Origin of the sequence: Micromonospora sp. CPCC 205561, assembly GCF_036906775.1 — a bacterium.
Taxonomy (GTDB): domain Bacteria; phylum Actinomycetota; class Actinomycetes; order Mycobacteriales; family Micromonosporaceae; genus Micromonospora.
In genome coordinates this window covers 39,314-56,522 of sequence record NZ_JBAKHV010000043.1, presented here as the reverse complement: position 1 = coordinate 56,522, position 17,209 = coordinate 39,314, and the positions used below count along the sequence as shown (strand labels likewise).

Annotated in this window: 15 protein-coding genes; 9 read left to right on the top strand and 6 right to left on the bottom strand. The window is 75.3% G+C overall.

Annotated elements, in window-relative coordinates:
- Window positions 1–86: 86 nt before the first annotated feature.
- The gene (locus V6V16_RS21045) at window positions 87–812 is read right to left on the bottom strand and encodes a helical backbone metal receptor (protein ID WP_334564584.1); all 726 of its coding nucleotides are present in this window, start codon (window positions 810–812) and stop codon (window positions 87–89) included.
- 141 nt (window positions 813–953) lie between these two features.
- Here V6V16_RS21045 and V6V16_RS21040 point away from each other — a divergent pair, with 141 nt between their 5' ends.
- Entirely contained in the window at window positions 954–1,817 is an 864-nt protein-coding gene (locus tag V6V16_RS21040) for a phytanoyl-CoA dioxygenase family protein (protein WP_334564582.1), read from the top strand.
- On the opposite strand, the gene V6V16_RS21035 is transcribed toward V6V16_RS21040, so the two are convergent.
- Entirely contained in the window at window positions 1,771–2,415 is a 645-nt protein-coding gene (locus V6V16_RS21035; protein WP_334564580.1) for a GNAT family N-acetyltransferase, read from the bottom strand. The genes V6V16_RS21040 and V6V16_RS21035 overlap by 47 nt on opposite strands.
- Window positions 2,416–2,570: 155 nt before the next feature.
- Here V6V16_RS21035 and V6V16_RS21030 point away from each other — a divergent pair, with 155 nt between their 5' ends.
- Both V6V16_RS21030 and V6V16_RS21025 read left to right on the top strand, forming a co-directional pair.
- On the top strand, window positions 2,571–3,455 hold the full coding sequence (locus tag V6V16_RS21030) for a hypothetical protein (RefSeq protein WP_334564578.1): 885 nt from the start codon (window positions 2,571–2,573) through the stop codon (window positions 3,453–3,455).
- A 306-nt stretch (window positions 3,456–3,761) separates the two neighbouring features.
- Window positions 3,762–5,003, top strand: coding sequence for a hypothetical protein (locus V6V16_RS21025; RefSeq protein ID WP_334564576.1), 1,242 nt, complete (start codon window positions 3,762–3,764; stop codon window positions 5,001–5,003).
- Between the two features lie 575 nt (window positions 5,004–5,578).
- Here the strand turns inward: V6V16_RS21025 and V6V16_RS21020 are convergent.
- Both V6V16_RS21020 and V6V16_RS21015 read right to left on the bottom strand, forming a co-directional pair.
- The gene (locus V6V16_RS21020) at window positions 5,579–5,926 is read right to left on the bottom strand and encodes a histone-like nucleoid-structuring protein Lsr2 (RefSeq protein WP_334564574.1); all 348 of its coding nucleotides are present in this window, start codon (window positions 5,924–5,926) and stop codon (window positions 5,579–5,581) included.
- A 149-nt stretch (window positions 5,927–6,075) separates the two neighbouring features.
- Window positions 6,076–6,720 carry a response regulator transcription factor gene (locus V6V16_RS21015; protein WP_334564573.1) on the bottom strand — a complete coding sequence of 215 codons (645 nt, stop codon included), beginning with the start codon at window positions 6,718–6,720 and terminating at the stop codon, window positions 6,076–6,078.
- 64 nt (window positions 6,721–6,784) lie between these two features.
- On the opposite strand from V6V16_RS21015, the gene V6V16_RS21010 reads away from it, so the two are divergent.
- The 5 genes from V6V16_RS21010 (at window position 6,785) to lon (ending at window position 12,304) form a co-directional block, all read left to right on the top strand.
- Window positions 6,785–7,525: a sensor histidine kinase gene (locus V6V16_RS21010; protein WP_334564572.1), complete on the top strand. Its 741-nt coding sequence runs from the start codon at window positions 6,785–6,787 to the stop codon at window positions 7,523–7,525.
- Window positions 7,526–7,611: 86 nt separating this feature from the next.
- Entirely contained in the window at window positions 7,612–8,481 is an 870-nt protein-coding gene (locus V6V16_RS21005) for a manganese catalase family protein (RefSeq protein WP_334564571.1), read from the top strand.
- Window positions 8,482–8,550: 69 nt separating this feature from the next.
- A complete protein-coding gene (locus tag V6V16_RS21000) occupies window positions 8,551–9,657 on the top strand; it encodes a putative manganese transporter (protein ID WP_334564570.1) in 1,107 nt (368 codons plus the stop codon).
- A 21-nt stretch (window positions 9,658–9,678) separates the two neighbouring features.
- Entirely contained in the window at window positions 9,679–9,936 is a 258-nt protein-coding gene (locus V6V16_RS20995; protein WP_334564569.1) for a hypothetical protein, read from the top strand.
- Window positions 9,937–9,973: 37 nt separating this feature from the next.
- On the top strand, window positions 9,974–12,304 hold the full coding sequence (gene lon / locus V6V16_RS20990) for an endopeptidase La (protein WP_334564567.1): 2,331 nt from the start codon (window positions 9,974–9,976) through the stop codon (window positions 12,302–12,304).
- Between the two features lie 82 nt (window positions 12,305–12,386).
- Here lon and V6V16_RS20985 read toward each other — a convergent pair whose 3' ends face one another.
- The gene (locus V6V16_RS20985; protein WP_334564566.1) at window positions 12,387–14,183 is read right to left on the bottom strand and encodes a DEAD/DEAH box helicase; all 1,797 of its coding nucleotides are present in this window, start codon (window positions 14,181–14,183) and stop codon (window positions 12,387–12,389) included.
- 92 nt (window positions 14,184–14,275) lie between these two features.
- Between V6V16_RS20985 and V6V16_RS20980 the strand changes: the two genes are divergently transcribed.
- Entirely contained in the window at window positions 14,276–14,803 is a 528-nt protein-coding gene (locus V6V16_RS20980) for a 2'-5' RNA ligase family protein (protein ID WP_334564564.1), read from the top strand.
- Window positions 14,804–14,889: 86 nt separating this feature from the next.
- Here V6V16_RS20980 and V6V16_RS20975 read toward each other — a convergent pair whose 3' ends face one another.
- Window positions 14,890–17,109 carry a family 43 glycosylhydrolase gene (locus tag V6V16_RS20975; RefSeq protein WP_334564562.1) on the bottom strand — a complete coding sequence of 740 codons (2,220 nt, stop codon included), beginning with the start codon at window positions 17,107–17,109 and terminating at the stop codon, window positions 14,890–14,892.
- Window positions 17,110–17,209 lie beyond the last annotated feature (100 nt).

The window sequence follows — 17,209 nt, the reverse complement described above, 5'->3', positions numbered from 1 at the left end:
CCGGCTGACCCGCGCGGCCGCCCGACCGGGGCCGGCGCGTCGGCTCGGCCCCGGGCGAGCCTGGCCGCCGCGCCCGCCGGCGGCACTCAGGCCGGCCGGACGACCGGGTCGGCGAGCTGGGCGCGGAGCACGGCGGGCGCCTCGGCGAGCGACGGGCCGTACCAGGTCAGGTGCCGGCCGGAGAGCAGGGCGCACGGTACGCCCGGGAACGCCTCCGGCCCGTCGTCGGCGGTGAACCGGTACGGCTCGTCCGGAAGCACCACCAGCTCCGGCGTACGGGCGCGCAGCTCGTCGAGGGTGGGCCGGGGATAGCGCTCGGCGTGCTCGGCGTACAGGTTGCGCACGCCGAGCCGGCGCAGCACGTCACCGGCGAAGGTGTCCCCGCCCAGCACCACCCAGGGGCGCCGCCAGACCGGCACGACCGCCGCGCGGGTCGGGCCCGTGCCGGGCGCGGCCCAGGCCCGGCGGGCCGCCGAGAGCCACTCCGGCTCGCCGGGGGCACCCAGGTCGCGGAGCAGGCCCGCCAGCTCGGCCAACGCCCCCTCGACCGTACGCGGGTAGGTGACCCGCACCGGCACGCCGGCCGCGACCAGGGCGTCGGCGTCCTCGCGGCGGTTCTCCTCGACGTTGAGCAGGACGAGATCCGGCCGCAGCGCGCGTACCCGCTCCAGGTCGGGGTACTTGCTCCCGCCGACGCGCGCCACGTCCAGCCCCGCCGGGTGGGTGCACCAGTCGGTGGCTCCGACCAGCAGACCCGGCAGCGTCAGGGCCACCGCCTCGGTCAGCGACGGCACCAGCGACACGACCCGCATCCGCGTACCTCCCCGGCTCGGCCGCCGACCGCCGGCGGACCGTTCGAATCATGCCCCCCAGTGGCGGCCGGCGACCGTCCGGCGGCTCTTGCGACGCTTCTACAACGTTGTAATACTCGGCTCATCCCGTCAGGAGGTTCGATGAGATCGCACGCCACCCCGCCCGCGCCGCCCGCCGACCGGCCCCCGGCCGAGGACGAGATTCCCCTGGAGGCGCTCGGCGACCTCTACCGGGACGGCATCACCGCCTGCCGGGGCGCCTTCGCCGTGGACTGGGTGGAGCGGGTCGGCGAGGACATCGACGCCGCCTTCCGGGAGGCCCGCTCCCGTCCCGGCGGCGCCGTCGGCCGGGGCCCGCAGCGCTGGTACGTGGAGATCCACCCCGAGCAGCTGCGCGGCTTCGTGGACCTGGTCACCCACCCGTGGGTGGTCTCGGTGTGCCGGGCCGTGCTCGGCCCGGACTACGAGATCGTCGAACTCGGCTTCGACATCCCGTTCCCGGGCGCGGCCATGCAGCCCTGGCACCGGGACTTCCCGATGCCGCAGGAGACCCGCCGGCAGCGGCGGCTGACCTCGCTGGCCTTCAACCTGACCACCGTGGACACGGTGGAGGAGATGGGGCCGTTCGAGATCGCCCCCGGCACCCAGTGGGACGACGGACCGGACTTCGACCACGAGATGTTCCCGCCGAAGGAGCGCTACCCCCGCTACGCCGGGCGGGCCGTACGCAAGTACCCGCGGCGCGGCGACATCTCGGCCCGCTCCGCCCTGACGATCCACCGCGGCACGCCGAACGTCTCCACCCTGCCCCGCCCGGTGCTGGTGCTCGGCGTGGACGCGCCCGGCGCGGGCAACGCGGAGCACCACGACATGGCGGTCACCCGGGGCTACTGGGAGAGCCTGCCCGAGGCGGTGCGGGCCCACCTGCGCTGTCCGGTGGTCGACGCCCTGACCCCGATCACGCAGAAGCACACCATCGAGGGCCTGGTGATGGGCGCGGAGTAGCCGGAACGGCCGCGGGTGGCCCGCCGCGAACCTCGTCGGTGTCGCGGCGCGGCCACTCCTGGCGGGTCAACGCGTACTCCACCTCGCCGTGCTCCGCGCCCTCGATCGCCTCCGGCCACCGCTCGACGTACGTCCGCACGTACCGCAGCCCGGACTTCTCCATCACCCGGCGCGAGGCGGCGTTGACGGCCATCGTGTTCGCGGTGACCCGCTCGACGCCGAGTTCGGTGAAGCCCTTCCCGATCAGCGCCCGACAGCCCTCGGTGGCGAGGCCGCGACCCCAGGCGCCCCGGCGCAGCCGGTAGCCCAGCTCCACCTCCCGGGCGTCGCCGTCGCGGGTCGGGCGGAACTCGAACCAGCCGAGGAACGCCCCGCCCGTGCGATCCTGCGCCGCCCACCAGCCCAGGCCGGGCGGCCGCCGGTAGTGCCCCAGGATGCGGGGGAGGACCCGCTCCCGGACCGCCTCGGGCGGGGTGGGCCGCCCGCCGCTGAGGTGGCGCATCACCGCCGGGTCGCCGTCCAGCTCCACGAGCAGCCCCGCGTCCTCGGCGGTGAACTCGCGCAGCACCAGCCGGTCGGTGCTCAGGAAGACCCTCATCCGCCCATCCCAGCGGCGCGGAGGTGGCCCCTCAACCGAATTCCGCGGCGGCGCGCTCCCGCGACACCGCCGCGCCGACGGTCATGATCGACGGCCTAGACTCGCCCCGGCCGACGCGTCGGCCGGGATCGGCGGCGGGACGGACGGATCAGGCGATGACGGGCACCGGTGGTGAGGACGACTCCTGGCTGCGCGCGGTCTCCGGGGACGGCGGGCGCGGCCCGCTGCTCGCCCGGGGCGGTCAGCTCGTGCACGGCGCCCGCCGGCTCGGTGAGCTGGTGCGGCGGCGACCGCCGGGCATCACCGGCAACCAGTGGAGCACGGCCCTGCGGGAGGGCTACGACCTGGTGGTCTGCGCGGCCGGCACGGACCGGCCGGTCTTCGCCGTCGAGATCGGCCCCGTCGCGCCCGCCGGCTCCGCCGGGCAGCGGGTCGAGCGGCTGAAGAGCGCCGTCGCCGAGGCGGTCGGCCTGGCGGTGCTGCGCATCGGCTCGCCGACGCTCCGGGCCGACGGGCACGGGCGGCGCGTCGTCGCGTACGTCATCGACGCGCGCGGGTACGCGCAGCTCGACGCGGACGAGGCCGAGGACGCGGACGAGCCCCCCGTCGGGTTCCGAGACATCCTCGGCCGGCTGCCCGACGGGCGGACGGGCCACGTCAACGACCTCGGGGCGCTGGCCCGCGCGGCGGCTGTCGAGGCGTACGTGTCGCGGCGGCTGGCCGACCCGATCGTCCGGGGGCTGCACGTGCGCTGGGCGGGCGGGCCGGCCGAGGGGTGGAGCTGGGTGCGGGTACGCCCCGACGCCTGCCTCGTGGAGCGGGTGACGGTGCACGAGGAGCGCTTCTCGGCCGGGGTGGACCCGGGCCGGCTGGCCGAGGACCTGGCCGCGCTCGCCCTGGGCGAGCGGTTGCGCGCGCTGGAGGCGACCGGGCCGGAACTGACGCCGCACGACGAACTGCTGGCCGACATCCGGCGGCTGGAGTCCCGGCGCGACGAGATGACCGGCGGCTTCGCGTACGCGCACCTCTGCGCGGACTGACCCGTTCCGGCCGACGTACCCTCCCGCCGGAAGCCACGGGCCGCCCGGCGAATGGGAGGCACCGGCTCTCCACGGTTTCCCCCGATCGGTGTTGAACCTTCACCACGGGCGTCCCGTACTCCTGCGGGAATGGACAGGATCTCCCCGACCGCGCCTCGCGGCGCGCAGGACGGTGCGGAAAGGCATCGTCGGCCATCGACGTGCCGACCCGCGTCGCCGACGGTCCCGCCGGGGCGGACCACCCCCGATCCCGTCGGTCCGCCGAGGTTCCGAGTCAACTACCGGATCGCGAAGGAGAGCAATTCGATGCGCAGGTCCACCCGGGCGCGCCGGTCAGCCGGTGACGCGCGCAGCAAGCGATTGTTGGCCGTCGTCGGCACGCTCGCGGTCTTCGGCGGAATCGTCGCCGTGACCCAGCTGTCCTCGGCCGAGGAACGGCGGCCGACCGGCACCCGGCCGGCCGCCGCGGCCTGTGTGCAGCCCAGTCCCGGGGCGACCGCGCCGAGCGGCCGCGGCACCAGCCGGACCTGGCAGGACGGCCGGTGGGTGCGCAACCACTGGGGCGACGGACAGCAGTCGGTGGCCGAGTGTGAGCAGACGCGCGGCGGCGGTGCCGACAACGGCGGCTCGGCGGTGGCCTGCCCGGACGTGGCCGGCCGGCTCCCCCGGGTGCCCGATCGGGCCCGCGCCGAGGTCGACCGGAACCTGAGCCTGCTGCCGGCCCAGATCGCCGAGGCGGACCGACGGCTGGCCGCCGAGGGCCGGCGGGGCGAGGAGTTCGTCCGCGCCTCGATCCTCGAGCCGCTGGCCGGCAAGCGCCGGGCGACGCTGGGGCGGATCACCGTCGCGATCGACCGGGTGGGTCCCCGGCCGCAGGGGCTGGCCCAGCTCGCCGATTGCCAGGTCGCCCCGACCGGCAACGGCGACGGCGGGAACAACGGGGGCGGGAACAACGGGGGCGGGAACAACGGCGGCGGGAACAACGGCGGCGGGCCCGGGGCCGGGCTGGGGGTTATCGCCAACGACTGCGGCGACAGCCGGCTGTCGCCGCACGACGGCTTCCAGAACGGCAACCGCTGCGTCGGCACCGCGTTCGGCGAGGTCGGCGCTGCGGCCGACAACCCGTCCCTGCTGATCACCGACTTTCCGGACCGGGTCGACACGAACCAGCCGTTCACCCTGCGGGTCTCCACCCGCAACCTCGTCCGGGACCGCTTCCTCCCGGCCGGCCAGGGCGGTTACTACGTGGAGAGCTCGCTGCTCAACGGGGAAGGACTGGTGCGGGGCCACTTCCACACCGCCTGCCGGATGCTGGACAGCCTGCGGCAGCCGCCCCAGCCGCAGGAGGTGCCGGCGTTCTTCGTGGCCACCGAGGACAGCCGTGGCGGGGCCGAGCCGGACGACGTGACCATCCAGGTGCCCGGGCTGCCCGGCTCCGGCACCGCCCAGTGCGCCGTCTGGGCCGGCGACGGCTCGCACCGCGTGCCGATGATGGAGCGGGCCAACCAGACCCCGGCCTTCGACGTGGTGCGGATCGAGGTCGGCTGACCGGGGGCGGGCCGCCCGGTGGGCGTACCTCCGGGCGGCCCGCCGGGTGTCACGCCGTCGCCCGCCGTCTCCCCGGGCGCGGCCGGCGACGGTGAACCGATGTTGATCGCCCACTGGTGCGGCTCTGGGCCCGGAGCCGAGCATGGCCGGCCACCCCGCCCGCCGGTCCGCGACGATCCCGCCCAGCGCGCCACCGGCTCCGCGCGGTCCGGCCACGAGCCCGGCGCACGCGGTGCCGGGGCCGGGCACCGGCACAGGTTGGCCCCGAGATGGAAGCCGCCCAGCCGTTGATCAGCGTGGCCGTCCAGGGGCGCCCAGAGGGGCCGGGCAGCCGGCCCGCCGGCTGGCTCCGCCATCGCGCCACCGTCACCCCCGGGGACCGGTGCCGAGTGCGGCGAGGCGCCGTTCGCGCGGGGCCGGCGTGTGCGCGGGCGGCGAACGAGCCGCCCCGCGAATGGCTCCGCGACGCGATACCCGGCCGTGCGAATGAACGGCCGTGGGAAAAGACCGGCGGGGCCCCGCTGATTTCGCAGCGTGACCCCGTGCGAGCCCCAGGGTGAACCGGGGCCGCCCGCTCAGCGGTTCTTGTACGCCTCGACGACCTCGACGGGGATGCGACCCCGCTCGGAAATCTTGTAGCCGTTCTTGGTGGCCCATTCGCGGATCGCCCGGTTCTGCTCCCGGTCCATTCCCGAGCCGCCCGACGCGCCCGCCCGACGGGGAGTCCGCCCGACGTCGACCGGGCCGCGCCCGATCCGCCGGCCAGCGTTGATGTACGGGTCGAGGGCCTTGCGCAGAACGCCCGCGTTCTCGTCGGAGACGTCGATGGTGTAGGCCACTCCGTCCAGACTGAACTCGACGGTCCGGTCGGCCTTTCCACCGTCGAGGTCGTCGGTCAGGACCGTGATTACTTTTCTCGCCATCGCCAATTACTCCCTGTGTGGGGGCGGGGTGTGGTCAAAGTTTGACCTATCGCACGGCAAATCCGCAACAATGCGCGCCGTTTTCATTTCGGGTGTGGCCGGTGTTATCGCGGGGAAAACGGCGGCGCCGACGCAAAGACCCGGGCGCTTCAGTCGTCGCCGAGCAGACCCGCATGACCGGCTAGCGCCGCCGCCTCGGCCCGGCTGGAGACCCGCAGCTTGCGCAGCAGTGCCGCGGTCATCCGCTTCACGGTGCGTTCGGAGACGTGCATCCGCTCGGCGATCTCGACCGTGCTGCGGCCCGCCGCGATCGACCGGAGCATGGTCCGCTCCTCGTCGTCGAGGTCGACCGGGGCGGAACGGGTGGGGCGCAGCAGCGACCGGAGCAGGTGCGCCGGCAGGACGGCCCAGCCGTCGAGGATGGCCAGCAGCGGGGGTAGCAGCTCCTCGGGCTCGGCGGTCTTCGGCAGGTAGCCCTCTGCGCCGGCGCGCAGCGCCGCCAGCGCGGGGGCCGGGTCCTCGCCGCCCGACATGGCCACCACCCGCACCCGGGGCGCGGAGCGCCGGATCGCGGCGACCGCCCGGATCCCGCCGGGCGGCGGCATGTGCAGGTCGACCAGTGCCAGGTCGGGCAGGCAGCGGCCGACCAGCGAGGCGGCCGCCGACGCGTCGCCGGTCGAGCCCACCACCTCCGCGCGCCCCTCGGACGTGGCCGGCAGGAGCAGCTCCAGCCCACGGACGAAGAGCGGGTGGTCGTCCACGACGGCCAGCCGGACGAGCGGAGGACCGGGCATGCCTGGTCCCTTCCCGAGCGGGTACCGATCATGCGGCCGTGGCGGAACGAGGGAGGTCTGGCGGATGCGGGGACGACACGGGTGGCAGGGGCCGCTTCGGGCGCTACGGCGGGCGGGGCCGGCAGCGGGCCCGGTCGGACCGGCGGACGCCGAAACCGACCCGGAACTGCTGCTGCGCGTGCTCTGTCACGAGTTCCGCACCCCGGTCACCTCGCTCACCTCGCTTACCCGGGCGCTCGCCGACGACCGCTTCCCGCTCACCGGCGACGACCGGCGCGCCATGGCGGCCCTGGCCCACGAGCAGGCCGCGCACCTGCAGGCGCTGCTGAGCGAGGTGGCGACGAACACCTTGGCCCTCGGGCTGGCGGCGGAGCCGCCGGCCGCGGCGGTGCCGCTGGCGGACGTCGTGCGCGCGGCGGCGGCCCTGGTGCCCCGGCACCGGCGGCGCATCGGGATGACCCGGCAGGCCGCCGCCCACCCGGTCCCGCGGCTGCGGACCCGGCAGGTCGTGACCAACCTGGTGGAGAACGCGCTGCGGCACGGTCCGGCGGGGGGCCGGGTCGGCATCTTCGCCACGCTGGGCCGCTCCAACCTGAGCGTCCTCGTCGCCGACGAGGGCCGCGTCGGCGCGCCCCTCGTGGAGGCGCTGCGCCGGCCCGCCCCCGCCGCCGGCACCTGCGGCCTCGGCCTATGGATCGTCCGGCGACTCCTCGCCGCCGACGGCGGACGGCTGCGCCTGCACCGGGTGCGACCGCGCGGTGTGGCCCTGGAGGTGCTGCTCCCCGGCGCTCCCGGGGCGGGCTGACCCCCGCGGGCCGCCGGTTGGCCCGTTGGGGCCGGGCGTCGCGGGGACTCCCTCGGCGACAGCCCGACCGGCACCGAGGAGGACCCGTGTTCAGTCACATCAAGGACCTGCAGTTCGAGGCCAAGCCGGACGGCCCGGACGCCGCGTTCGCCCGCCGCCTCCAGGAGGTCCTGGGCGGCAAGTGGGGCGAGATGACCGTCGCCAACCAGTACCTCTTCCAGGGCTGGAACTGCCGCCTGCCCGGCAAGTACAAGGACCTGCTCCTCGACGTCGGCACCGAGGAGATGGGCCACGTCGAGATGATCTGCACGATGATCACGCGGCTGCTGGAGAACGCCCCGCTGTCGTTGCAGGAGGCCGCCGACGAGAATCCGATGGTGGGAGCGATCTACGGCGGGTCGAATCCGGCGCACTTCATCCACGGCGGCGGGGGAGCGCTTCCGGTGGACAGCGCCGGCGTGCCCTGGAACGGCAACTTCATCACCGCCAGCGGCAACCTGATGGCCGACTTCCAGCTCAACGTCACGGCCGAGGCGCAGGGCCGGCTCCAGGTCTCCCGGCTGTTCAACATGACCGACGACCCCGGGGTCAAGAACATGCTGCGCTTCCTGCTGGCCCGCGACACCATGCACCAGAACATGTGGATGGCGGCGATCGAGCAGCTCAAGGAGGACGGCCTCGAGGAGATGCCGGTGCCCGACGCGTTCCCGGACTCCAAGGAGTTCACCGAGCAGTTCAGCTACACGTACCTGGACTTCTCGCCGGGCACCGACGCGTCGGAGGGACGCTGGGCGTCCGGCCCCACGCCCGACGGCAAGGGCGAGTTCCGCTACGACCACAGCCCGCGCGCGCACGCGCCCGAGCCGGTCCTGCCTCCGGGCGACCCGCGGCTCTACGGCACGAACCCGGGCCTGGCCAAGGGGGCCGTGAACAAGGTCAAGAGCAAGCTCACCTGACGCCGTCGCGTCGGGCCGCCCGCGAGCGGCGGGCGGCCCGACGACACCCGTGCCCGGAGGAGGTGTGCCGTGACGGAACTCGTGCTCCGCCCGCTCGCGGACGCGTTCATGCAGGTCGGGGTCTACGTCGCCGTGATGGTGGCGTTCTTCGGCTGGCTGCGTTGGCGCTACGGCGACCGGGTCACCGACGGCCTCACCACCCGGCCCCGGCTGGGTCCGCTGGTCGGCGCGCTGCTGGGGGTCAGCCCGGGCTGCGGCGGGGCGATCATCCTGATGCCGCTCTACGCCCGGGGGAAGGTCTCCTTCGGTACGGTGATCGCCGCCCTGGCGGCCACCATGGGCGACTCGTCGTGGGTGGTGCTCGCCTGGAACCCGCTCTTCGCCCTCCAGGTCCACGCGCTGCTCTTCGCGGTCGGCCTGGTGACCGGGTACGTCGTCGACGCGCTCGGTATCGACCCGGCCCGCGCGGTGAACCGCCGGGTCGCCACCGTGCCCGCGCCGCTCGGCCCCACCACCGCCGGCGGGCGCGAGCTGGCCGGGGTGCGGCGACCGCTCGGCGGGCTGCTGCCCCGGGTGCCGGCGTCCACGGCGTTCTGGGGGCTGACCACGCCGGCGTTCGCGGTGTCGGTGCCGGTGGTCTTCCAACTGGTCGACCCGGGCGCGCTCACCCGCTCCTTCGGGGGCGTCGACCCGTACCTGGCGCTGGGGGTGCTCGGCTCGTTGACCGCGGCGATGATCTTCGCTGCCGGCCGGGGGCGGCTGGCCGACGACAGCCTGGAGACCGCCCAGCCCCGCTCGCTGCGGCAGACGCTGCGGCACAGCGCGCACGAGGCGTCCTTCGTCACCGTCTGGGTCGCCGTGGCGTACCTGGGCTGGCAGCTGGTGACGACCAGCACCGGTTTCGACGGCTCGCAGCTCGCCCTCACCGGGCTGGTCGGCGTCCTGGTCGGCGCCGGCATCGGGCTCATCCCGGGCTGTGCGGTGCAGATCGTCTTCACCGGCCTCTACGTCAGCGGCGGCCTGCCGCTGCCCACCCTGGTCGCCAACGCGATCAGCCAGGACGGCGACGCGCTGATCCCGCTCGCCGCCCTGCGCCGGCACTCGGCCGCGCTCGCCACCGTGATCACCACCGTCCCGGCGGCCGCCGTCGGCGCCGCCCTGCTCGTCCTGCTCTGACCCGTCCGGAGGGAGAACCCGATGCCGATTCCCGTCCCGATCGCCCGCGTCCGGCGCAAGCTGGTCGTCTTCGCCGCGCTGACCGGGGTCGCGGCGCTGGCCGATCTGCCGGGCTGGACCGTCGTCGCCCTGGGGCTGACCAGCCTGGCGATCCCGCTCGCCGTGACGGCCGTCGGTGGGGCCGCCCTGACGCGCGAGCTGCTCCTGCCGAGGCGCGGCGCGGCGGCGACGGGTGGCCTGGGTCACACCGCGGAACAAGGGGAACGGTTTGTTACTTGAGTTGGACACGCTCAACTCAACCGACAGCAGGTGTTCGATGGCAACTCTCCCGGTACTTCCCCTGACCGACGCCGTGCTCCTGCCCGGCATGGTGATCCCGGTGACCCTCGACCCGACCACCCAGGCCGCGGTCGACGCGGCCCGCGCCACCGGCGACCACAAGCTGCTCGCCGTGCCCCGCCTCGACGGCGAGTACGGCCCCGTCGGCGCGGTCGCCACCATCGAGAAGGTCGGCCGGCTGCCCAGCGGCGAACCGGCCGCCGTCGTCCGCGGCCTGTCCCGCGCCCGGATCGGCTCCGGCGTACCCGGGCCCGGCGCCGCCCTCTGGGTCGAGGCGACCGAACTGCACGAGCCCGCCCCCGCCGGTCGCGCCCGCGAACTCGCCCGCGAGTACCGGGCCCTCATGACCTCCGTGCTCCAGCAGCGCGGCGCCTGGCAGGTCATCGACGCGATCGAACGGATGACCGACCTCTCCGAACTCGCCGACTCGGCCGGCTACGTCTCCTGGCTCAGCCTCGCCCGGAAGACCGAGCTGCTCACCGCCGGGGACGTCACCGCCCGGCTGGAGCTGCTCGTCGGCTGGGTCCGGGAGCACCTGGCCGAGCAGGAGGTCACCGAACAGATCAACACCGACGTGCGCGAGGGGCTGGAGAAGTCCCAGCGGGAGTTCCTGCTCCGCCAGCAGCTCGCCGCCATCCGCAAGGAACTCGGCGAGGACGAGCCGGACGGCTCCGCCGACTACCGGGCCCGCGTCGAGAACGCCGACCTGCCCGAGAAGGTCCGCGAGGCGGCGCTGCGGGAGGTCGGCAAGCTGGAACGCGCCAGCGACGCGTCGCCGGAGGCGGGCTGGATCCGCACCTGGCTCGACACGGTGCTGGAGATGCCGTGGGGCACGCGTACCGAGGACAACACCGACCTCGCCGCGGCCCGCGCCGTGCTCGACGCCGACCACGCCGGTCTGGCCGACGTGAAGGACCGGATCCTGGAGTACCTCGCCGTGCGCAACCGGCGGGCCGAGCGCGACCTCGGCGTCGTCGGCGGCCGGGGCTCCGGCGCGGTGCTCGCTCTCGCCGGCCCGCCCGGCGTCGGCAAGACCAGCCTCGGCGAGTCGGTCGCCCGCGCGCTCGGCCGCAACTTCGTCCGGGTCTCCCTCGGCGGCGTCCGCGACGAGGCCGAGATCCGCGGCCACCGGCGCACCTACGTCGGCGCGCTGCCGGGACGGATCGTGCGCGCCCTGCGCGAGGCCGGCTCGATGAACCCCGTCGTGCTCCTCGACGAGGTCGACAAGCTGGCCGCCGGCTACTCCGGCGACCCGGCCGCCGCCCTGCTGGAGGTGCTCGACCCGGCGCAGAACCACACCTTCCGCGACCACTACCTGGAGGTCGACCTCGACCTCTCCGACGTGCTCTTCCTGGCCACCGCCAACGTGGCGGAGGCCGTTCCCGGCCCGCTGCTGGACCGGATGGAGCTGGTCACCCTCGACGGCTACACCGAGGAGGAGAAGGTCGCCATCGCCCGCGACCACCTGCTGCCCCGGCAGCGGGAGCGGGCCGGGCTCACCGCCGAGGAGGTCGGCGTCGCCGACGACGCCCTCGCCCGGATCGCGGGGGAGTACACCCGGGAGGCCGGCGTGCGGCAGCTCGAACGCGCCCTGGCGAAGATCCTCCGCAAGGTCGCGGTGGCCCTGGCCGCCGACCCGACCCCGGTCCGCGTGGCCACCGGCAACCTCGCCACCTACCTCGGGCGGCCGAAGTTCACCCCGGAGTCGGCGGAGCGGACGGCCGTGCCCGGCGTGGCCACCGGTCTGGCCGTCACCGGGGCCGGCGGCGACGTGCTCTTCATCGAGGCCACCAGCATGGAGGGCGAGCCGGGGCTGACCCTGACCGGCCAGCTCGGCGACGTGATGAAGGAGTCCGCGCACATCGCGCTGTCGTACCTGCGCTCCAACGGGCGCCGGCTCGGGCTGGACCCGAACGCTCTGGCCGGACGGCGGATCCACCTGCACGTGCCGGCGGGCGCGGTGCCGAAGGACGGCCCCAGCGCCGGCATCACCATGGTCACCGCCCTGGCGTCGCTGGCCAGCGGTCGCCCGGTGCGGCCCGAGTTCGGGATGACCGGCGAGGTGACCCTCTCCGGCCGGGTGCTGCCCATCGGCGGGGTGAAGCAGAAGCTGCTCGCCGCCCACCGGGCCGGCCTGACCGAGGTGATCATCCCGGCCCGCAACGAGCCGGACCTCGACGACCTGCCCGCCGAGGTCCGGGAGGCGCTGACCGTGCACACCCTGGCCGACGTCGCCGACGTGCTCGCCCTGGCGCTGCGCCCGGCCGACGCCGACACCCGCCCCGACCCGGCGCTCGCCGCCGCGTGAGGCGTGCGGAAGGGCCCCCGTCGACGCCGCGCGCGTGGCGAGGGGCCCTTCCCGTCGGGGACGGGCCCCTCGCCCGCCCGGTCTAGCGGCGCTCGCGCCGGTCGAAGTCGCGGTCGCGGCGCTCGCGCCGGTCGGCCCCGTCGAAGCGGCGCTCGCCACCGCCGTCGATGTCACGATCCCGGCGTACGGTCGCCTTGCGGCCCTTGATGGTGCTGCCGCGCAGGCCGGCGATCACCTCGTCGGCCACGCCCTGCGGGACCTCCACCAGCGAGAAGCGGTCGGCGATCTCGATCGAGCCGATGTCCCGGCCGCTCACCCCGGTCTCGCCGGTGATGGCGCCGACCAGGTCCTGCGGGCGGACCCCGGCGCGCCGGCCCAGCCCGATGAAGACCTGGGTGGTGCCGCCGGTGCGGGGCCGGGCACCGGGACGCCGCTCGCCCCGGCCACCGGCCTCCGGCCGCCCCTCGCGGGGCCCCCGGACCGGGACCTGGGGGATCTCCTCCTCGTCGTCCGAACCCGGCGAGGTCGCCTCGTGCGCCAGCTTCACCGCCGCGAGGGCCACCTCCACCAGGTCGAACTCGTCGGTCAACGACTCCACGATCGCCCGGTACGGGTCGAGGTCGTCCTCCAGCAGGCTCTCCCGCAGCGCGCCCTGGGTCAGCTCCAGCCGCCGGGTGCGCATGTCCGCCACCGTCGGGATCTTGTCGATCGCGATCCGCTGGCCGGTGACCCGCTCGATGGTCTTGAGCATCCGGTGCTCGCGCGGCTCGGCGAGGGTGATCGCCACGCCCTCCCGACCGGCCCGGCCGACCCGGCCGATCCGGTGCACGTACGACTCGGGGGCCGACGGGACGTCGTAGTTGACCACGTGGGTGAGCTGCTCTACGTCCAGGCCCCGGGCGGCCACGTCGGTGGCCACCAGCAGGTCCGCGGTGCCCGTACGCAGCCGGCCCATCACCCGGTCGCGCTGCTCCTGGCTCATCCCGCCGTGCAGCGCCTCGGCCCGGTAGCCGCGGCCGTTCATCGTCTCGGTGAGCCGGTCGACCTCCTCGCGGCTGCGGCAGAAGACGATCGCCGCGGTGGGCGACTCGACGTCCAGGACCCGCCCCAGCGCCGCCGGCTTGTGCGCCCGGGCGACGATGTACGCGCTCTGCCGCACCCGGGGCGCCTCGCCGGCCACCGTCTGCTCGCGGGCGATGAGGATGCGTACCGGGTCGGTCAGGTGCTTGCGGGCCAGCCCGTCGATGCGCGCCGGCATCGTCGCCGAGAAGAGCACCGTCTGCCGCTGCTGCGGCGCGTGCTCCAGGATCGCCTCGATGTCCTCGGCGAAGCCCATGTCGAGCATCTCGTCGGCCTCGTCGAGCACCACCGTGGCCAGCGAGCCCAGGTCGAGCGTGCCCCGGGCGATGTGGTCCAGCGCGCGGCCCGGGGTGGCGACCACGACGTCGACCCCGAGGTCCAGGGCGCGCAGCTGCCGGCCGATCGGCTGGCCGCCGTAGATCGGCAGCACCCGCGCACCCAGGTCCTTGCCGTAGCGGTGGAACGCCTCGGAGACCTGCACCGCGAGCTCGCGGGTGGGCACCAGCACCAGCGCCACCGGGGCGCCGCCGGGGCGGTCGTCGGGCATCCGCTGCAACAGCGGCAGCGCGAAGGCCGCCGTCTTGCCCGTACCCGTCGCGGCCTGACCGAGCAGGTCCCGGCCGCCCAGCAGGGGCGGGATCGCCTCCCGCTGGATCGGGGTGGGCTCCTCGTAGCCCAGGGCGGACAGCGCGCCCAGCAACTCGGCGCGCAGCCCGAGATCCGCGAACGCGCTCGTGTCGTCGAGGGCGTCGGGGCCGGGCTCGGTGGGTGGGTCGTGCCGTACGGGTGCGGAACTCATACCGCCAAGCTTTTCATCACCGCCGCGACGCGGTTTCGCCGACCGGCACAACAGCCGGCCGGCGCCGCGATCCGGCGGGCTAGCCTGACGGTGTGCGTACGGTCGAACTGGTCTGCTCGGCGGGCCTGGAGGGCGCCGTGCGCGGGGCGTGGGAGCGGCTCGCCGCGGCGGGGCTGCCCAGCCTGGCCCGCAACGCGCACCCGACGAACCGGCCGCACCTGACCCTCGCCGCCGTCGACGAGTTCCCGCCCGGCGCGCGGGGGCGGCTCACCGAACTGTTCGACGCGGCGCTGCCGCTGCCCGTGCGGCTGGACCGGATCGCGGTGCTCGACGGTAGCGCCCCGCTGGTGTGGCTGCTCCAGCCGTCGCCGGAGCTGACCGCCCTGCACGCGGCGGTCTGGGACGTCCTCGCCGGGGCGCCGGGACAGCGGCCGTGGCACGCGCCGGGGCACTGGCGGCCACACCTGAGCCTGGCGCTGCGCTTCCGCGACGCCGACCGCCGGCTGGCCCGCGCGGTGGCCGGCGCCGAGCGCCCCGACGGCGCCCTGGTCGCCGGGCGCAGCTACGACGGGGAGAGCAGAACGGTCGGTCCGCTCGGCGGCACAGACCATCGCGGCTGAGCGGCGGGGGCGCCGTTCCCGGGCCGCCGCCGGGCGCCGGAACGGGACCGGGCCCCCACCGTCCGGCGGGGGCCCGGTCCCGGGGCTCAGCGGTGGAAGCGCAGGTAGTCGAAGCGCGCGGTGACCGCCGGGTCGGCGCCGCCGTGCGCCACCAGCCCGATCCGGGGGGTGGTGTCGGCCGGGAAGGTCCACACCCCGCCCCACGTCCAGTTCCGCCCGTCGCGGCTGGAACCGGCCCGGAACTCGTGCTCCCCGGAGACCGGGTCGACCCGGTGCGCGAGCCGCAGCCAGGTGGTGGCCGCCGGGGTGCCGACGATGTTGCCGCCGTAGACCGGCTGGCCGGCGAAGGGCAGCTCGTAGCCGTACTCCACCTGCCGGGTGTTCCAGATGGCGACCTGCGCCAGCCGGGCGAACCGGTCGTCGTCGACGTACGCCACGAGCCCGGCCTGCTGGTAGTTGCGGACGCTCTCCTCGCCGAGGTCCAGCGTCACCTTCGTCTCCACGACATAGTCGCCGTCGGGTGCGTCGCGCAGTAGCACGCCGGCGGTGTTGCCGGTGCCGGTCAGGTCGGCGCCCTGCACCGGCCAGCGCAGCTCCCCGCCCGCCACGGTGGCCGCCGGGTCCGGCCGGACCCACCGCCACGCCGGGTCCAGCCCGCCGGTGAACTCGTCGGAGAAGGCGGGCAGCGGGCGGCCCGCGGTCGGCTCGGCCACGGCGTGCCGCACCGGGCGGTGCAGCCGTGCGACGCTGACGTTGTCGAACCTGGCCGTTCCGCCGGTGGCGGTGAGCGTGAGCCGCCCGGCGACCGGCCGCGCCAGCCGCAGCGACACCACCGCCAGCTGGTCGCCGAGCCGGGCCGGGCTCAGCTCGGCCACCAGCTGCCGGCCGCGCACCTCGACGGCGAGGTGGTGCCCGGCGGCGGCGTCGAAGCCGGCGGGCAGCGGCGCGCTCGCGGTGCGGTCGCCGTCGCGGGCCACCAGCCGGCCGGCGGCGGCGTCCACCCGCACCGAGGTCCGGTCGCCGAGGGCGAGCCCGGCCGCGCCGGTGCCGGCGGGACGCAGGTCGGCCTCCGCCCGCACGTCCCCGCCGAAGACCGTACGGCTGGTCAGCGTGCCGCTGCCGGTGAGCCGGCCGTCGGCGATCCGCCATCGTCCGGTGCCGCGCCGCCAACCGGCGAGATCGCCGTCGAAGCGCTCGTCCACCCGCCCGGTGGTGACCGGCGCCGGCCGGGATCCCTCGGAGGGGCCGGCGCCCGCGTTCACCGTCGGCCAGCCGTCGATCCAGTCGAGGCGGTCCAGCAGCATCGGCCGCTCGTTGATGCCGAAGGGCTCGTCCAGGTACGGGTCGGCCCGGTCGATGGCGTGGTAGACGATCCAGTCCTGGCCCGACAGGTCGGTGAGGAAGCCGTTGTGGCCGGTGCCGATCCACCGGTTGCCGTTCTGGGTGAGCACCGGCGTGCCGCCGGCCCGGGAGGCGGTCAGCGCGAGGCCGTCGCGGTCGACGAACGGCCCGCGCGGGCTGCGGGACCGGCCGACGTGCACGGAGTAGCCGGTCGCCGGGCCGGCGCAGCAGTTGGCCGTGGAGGCGAAGAGGTAGTACCAGCCGTCGTGGCGCACCACGTGGCTGCCCTCGAACTTGTTGTCGACGGCGACCGGGGTGGGCGTGCCGACCGCGCGCAGCCCGTCGGCGGAGAGCTCGGTGACCGAGATGCCCCCGTAGTAGCTGCCGTAGTAGAGGTAGTACCGGCCGTCGACGTCGGTGAACTGGCTCGGGTCGATGGTCCAGAGCCAGCCGCCGCCCCCACCGGGGCGGGGTGCCACCACGGGCTCGTCGGCGAAGGTCCACGGGCCGGTGGGGGTGGGCGCGGTGGCCGCCCCGACGGCGAAGTCACCGCCGTCGCGGGAGGCGGTGGTGTCGGTGACGGTTACGTACATCACCCAGCGGTCGCCGACCCGGCGCACGTCGGGGGCCCAGAAGCCGGCGCCGGGCGCCGCGTAGGCCGGGCGCTGGCCGGCGCCGAAGGCGTCGCCGACGTACGTCCAGTCGACCAGGTCGGCCGAGCGGGCGGTGGGGACCCCGTGGAATGTCCCCTCGCCCTCGCGCAGGGGGTCGGTGGTGCCGTACGCGTACCAGAGGCCGTCCTCACCGCGGACGACCACGGGGTCGGCGAAGGTGTCGGCGAACCCGGCGGAGACGGGGTTGCGATAGCGGGGGTCGGGTGTGGCGGCGGCCGGCGCGGACGCCGTCCCGGCCAGGACCAGACCGGCGACGGCGGCGAGCGCCCCGGCGCGGCGGAGATGTCCCATCAGACCTGCCTCGGGTGCGGGATGTCGACCAGGATCGGTGCGTGTCCGTTTCTACAACGATGGATACAACGTTGTAAAGAGCGGCGTCCGCCGCTGGACC

Excerpts from the sequence above, each read along its gene's own strand:
- V6V16_RS21045 (WP_334564584.1), bottom strand. The coding sequence starts at position 812 with ATGCGGGTCGTGTCGCTGGTGCCGTCGCTGACCGAGGCGGTGGCCCTG.
- V6V16_RS21040 (WP_334564582.1), top strand. The coding sequence starts at position 954 with ATGAGATCGCACGCCACCCCGCCCGCGCCGCCCGCCGACCGGCCCCCG.
- V6V16_RS21035 (WP_334564580.1), bottom strand. The coding sequence starts at position 2,415 with ATGAGGGTCTTCCTGAGCACCGACCGGCTGGTGCTGCGCGAGTTCACC.
- V6V16_RS21030 (WP_334564578.1), top strand. The coding sequence starts at position 2,571 with ATGACGGGCACCGGTGGTGAGGACGACTCCTGGCTGCGCGCGGTCTCC.
- V6V16_RS21025 (WP_334564576.1), top strand. The coding sequence starts at position 3,762 with ATGCGCAGGTCCACCCGGGCGCGCCGGTCAGCCGGTGACGCGCGCAGC.
- V6V16_RS21020 (WP_334564574.1), bottom strand. The coding sequence starts at position 5,926 with ATGGCGAGAAAAGTAATCACGGTCCTGACCGACGACCTCGACGGTGGA.
- V6V16_RS21015 (WP_334564573.1), bottom strand. The coding sequence starts at position 6,720 with ATGCCCGGTCCTCCGCTCGTCCGGCTGGCCGTCGTGGACGACCACCCG.
- V6V16_RS21010 (WP_334564572.1), top strand. The coding sequence starts at position 6,785 with ATGCGGGGACGACACGGGTGGCAGGGGCCGCTTCGGGCGCTACGGCGG.
- V6V16_RS20995 (WP_334564569.1), top strand. The coding sequence starts at position 9,679 with ATGCCGATTCCCGTCCCGATCGCCCGCGTCCGGCGCAAGCTGGTCGTC.
- lon (WP_334564567.1), top strand. The coding sequence starts at position 9,974 with ATGGCAACTCTCCCGGTACTTCCCCTGACCGACGCCGTGCTCCTGCCC.
- V6V16_RS20985 (WP_334564566.1), bottom strand. The coding sequence starts at position 14,183 with ATGAGTTCCGCACCCGTACGGCACGACCCACCCACCGAGCCCGGCCCC.
- V6V16_RS20975 (WP_334564562.1), bottom strand. The coding sequence starts at position 17,109 with ATGGGACATCTCCGCCGCGCCGGGGCGCTCGCCGCCGTCGCCGGTCTG.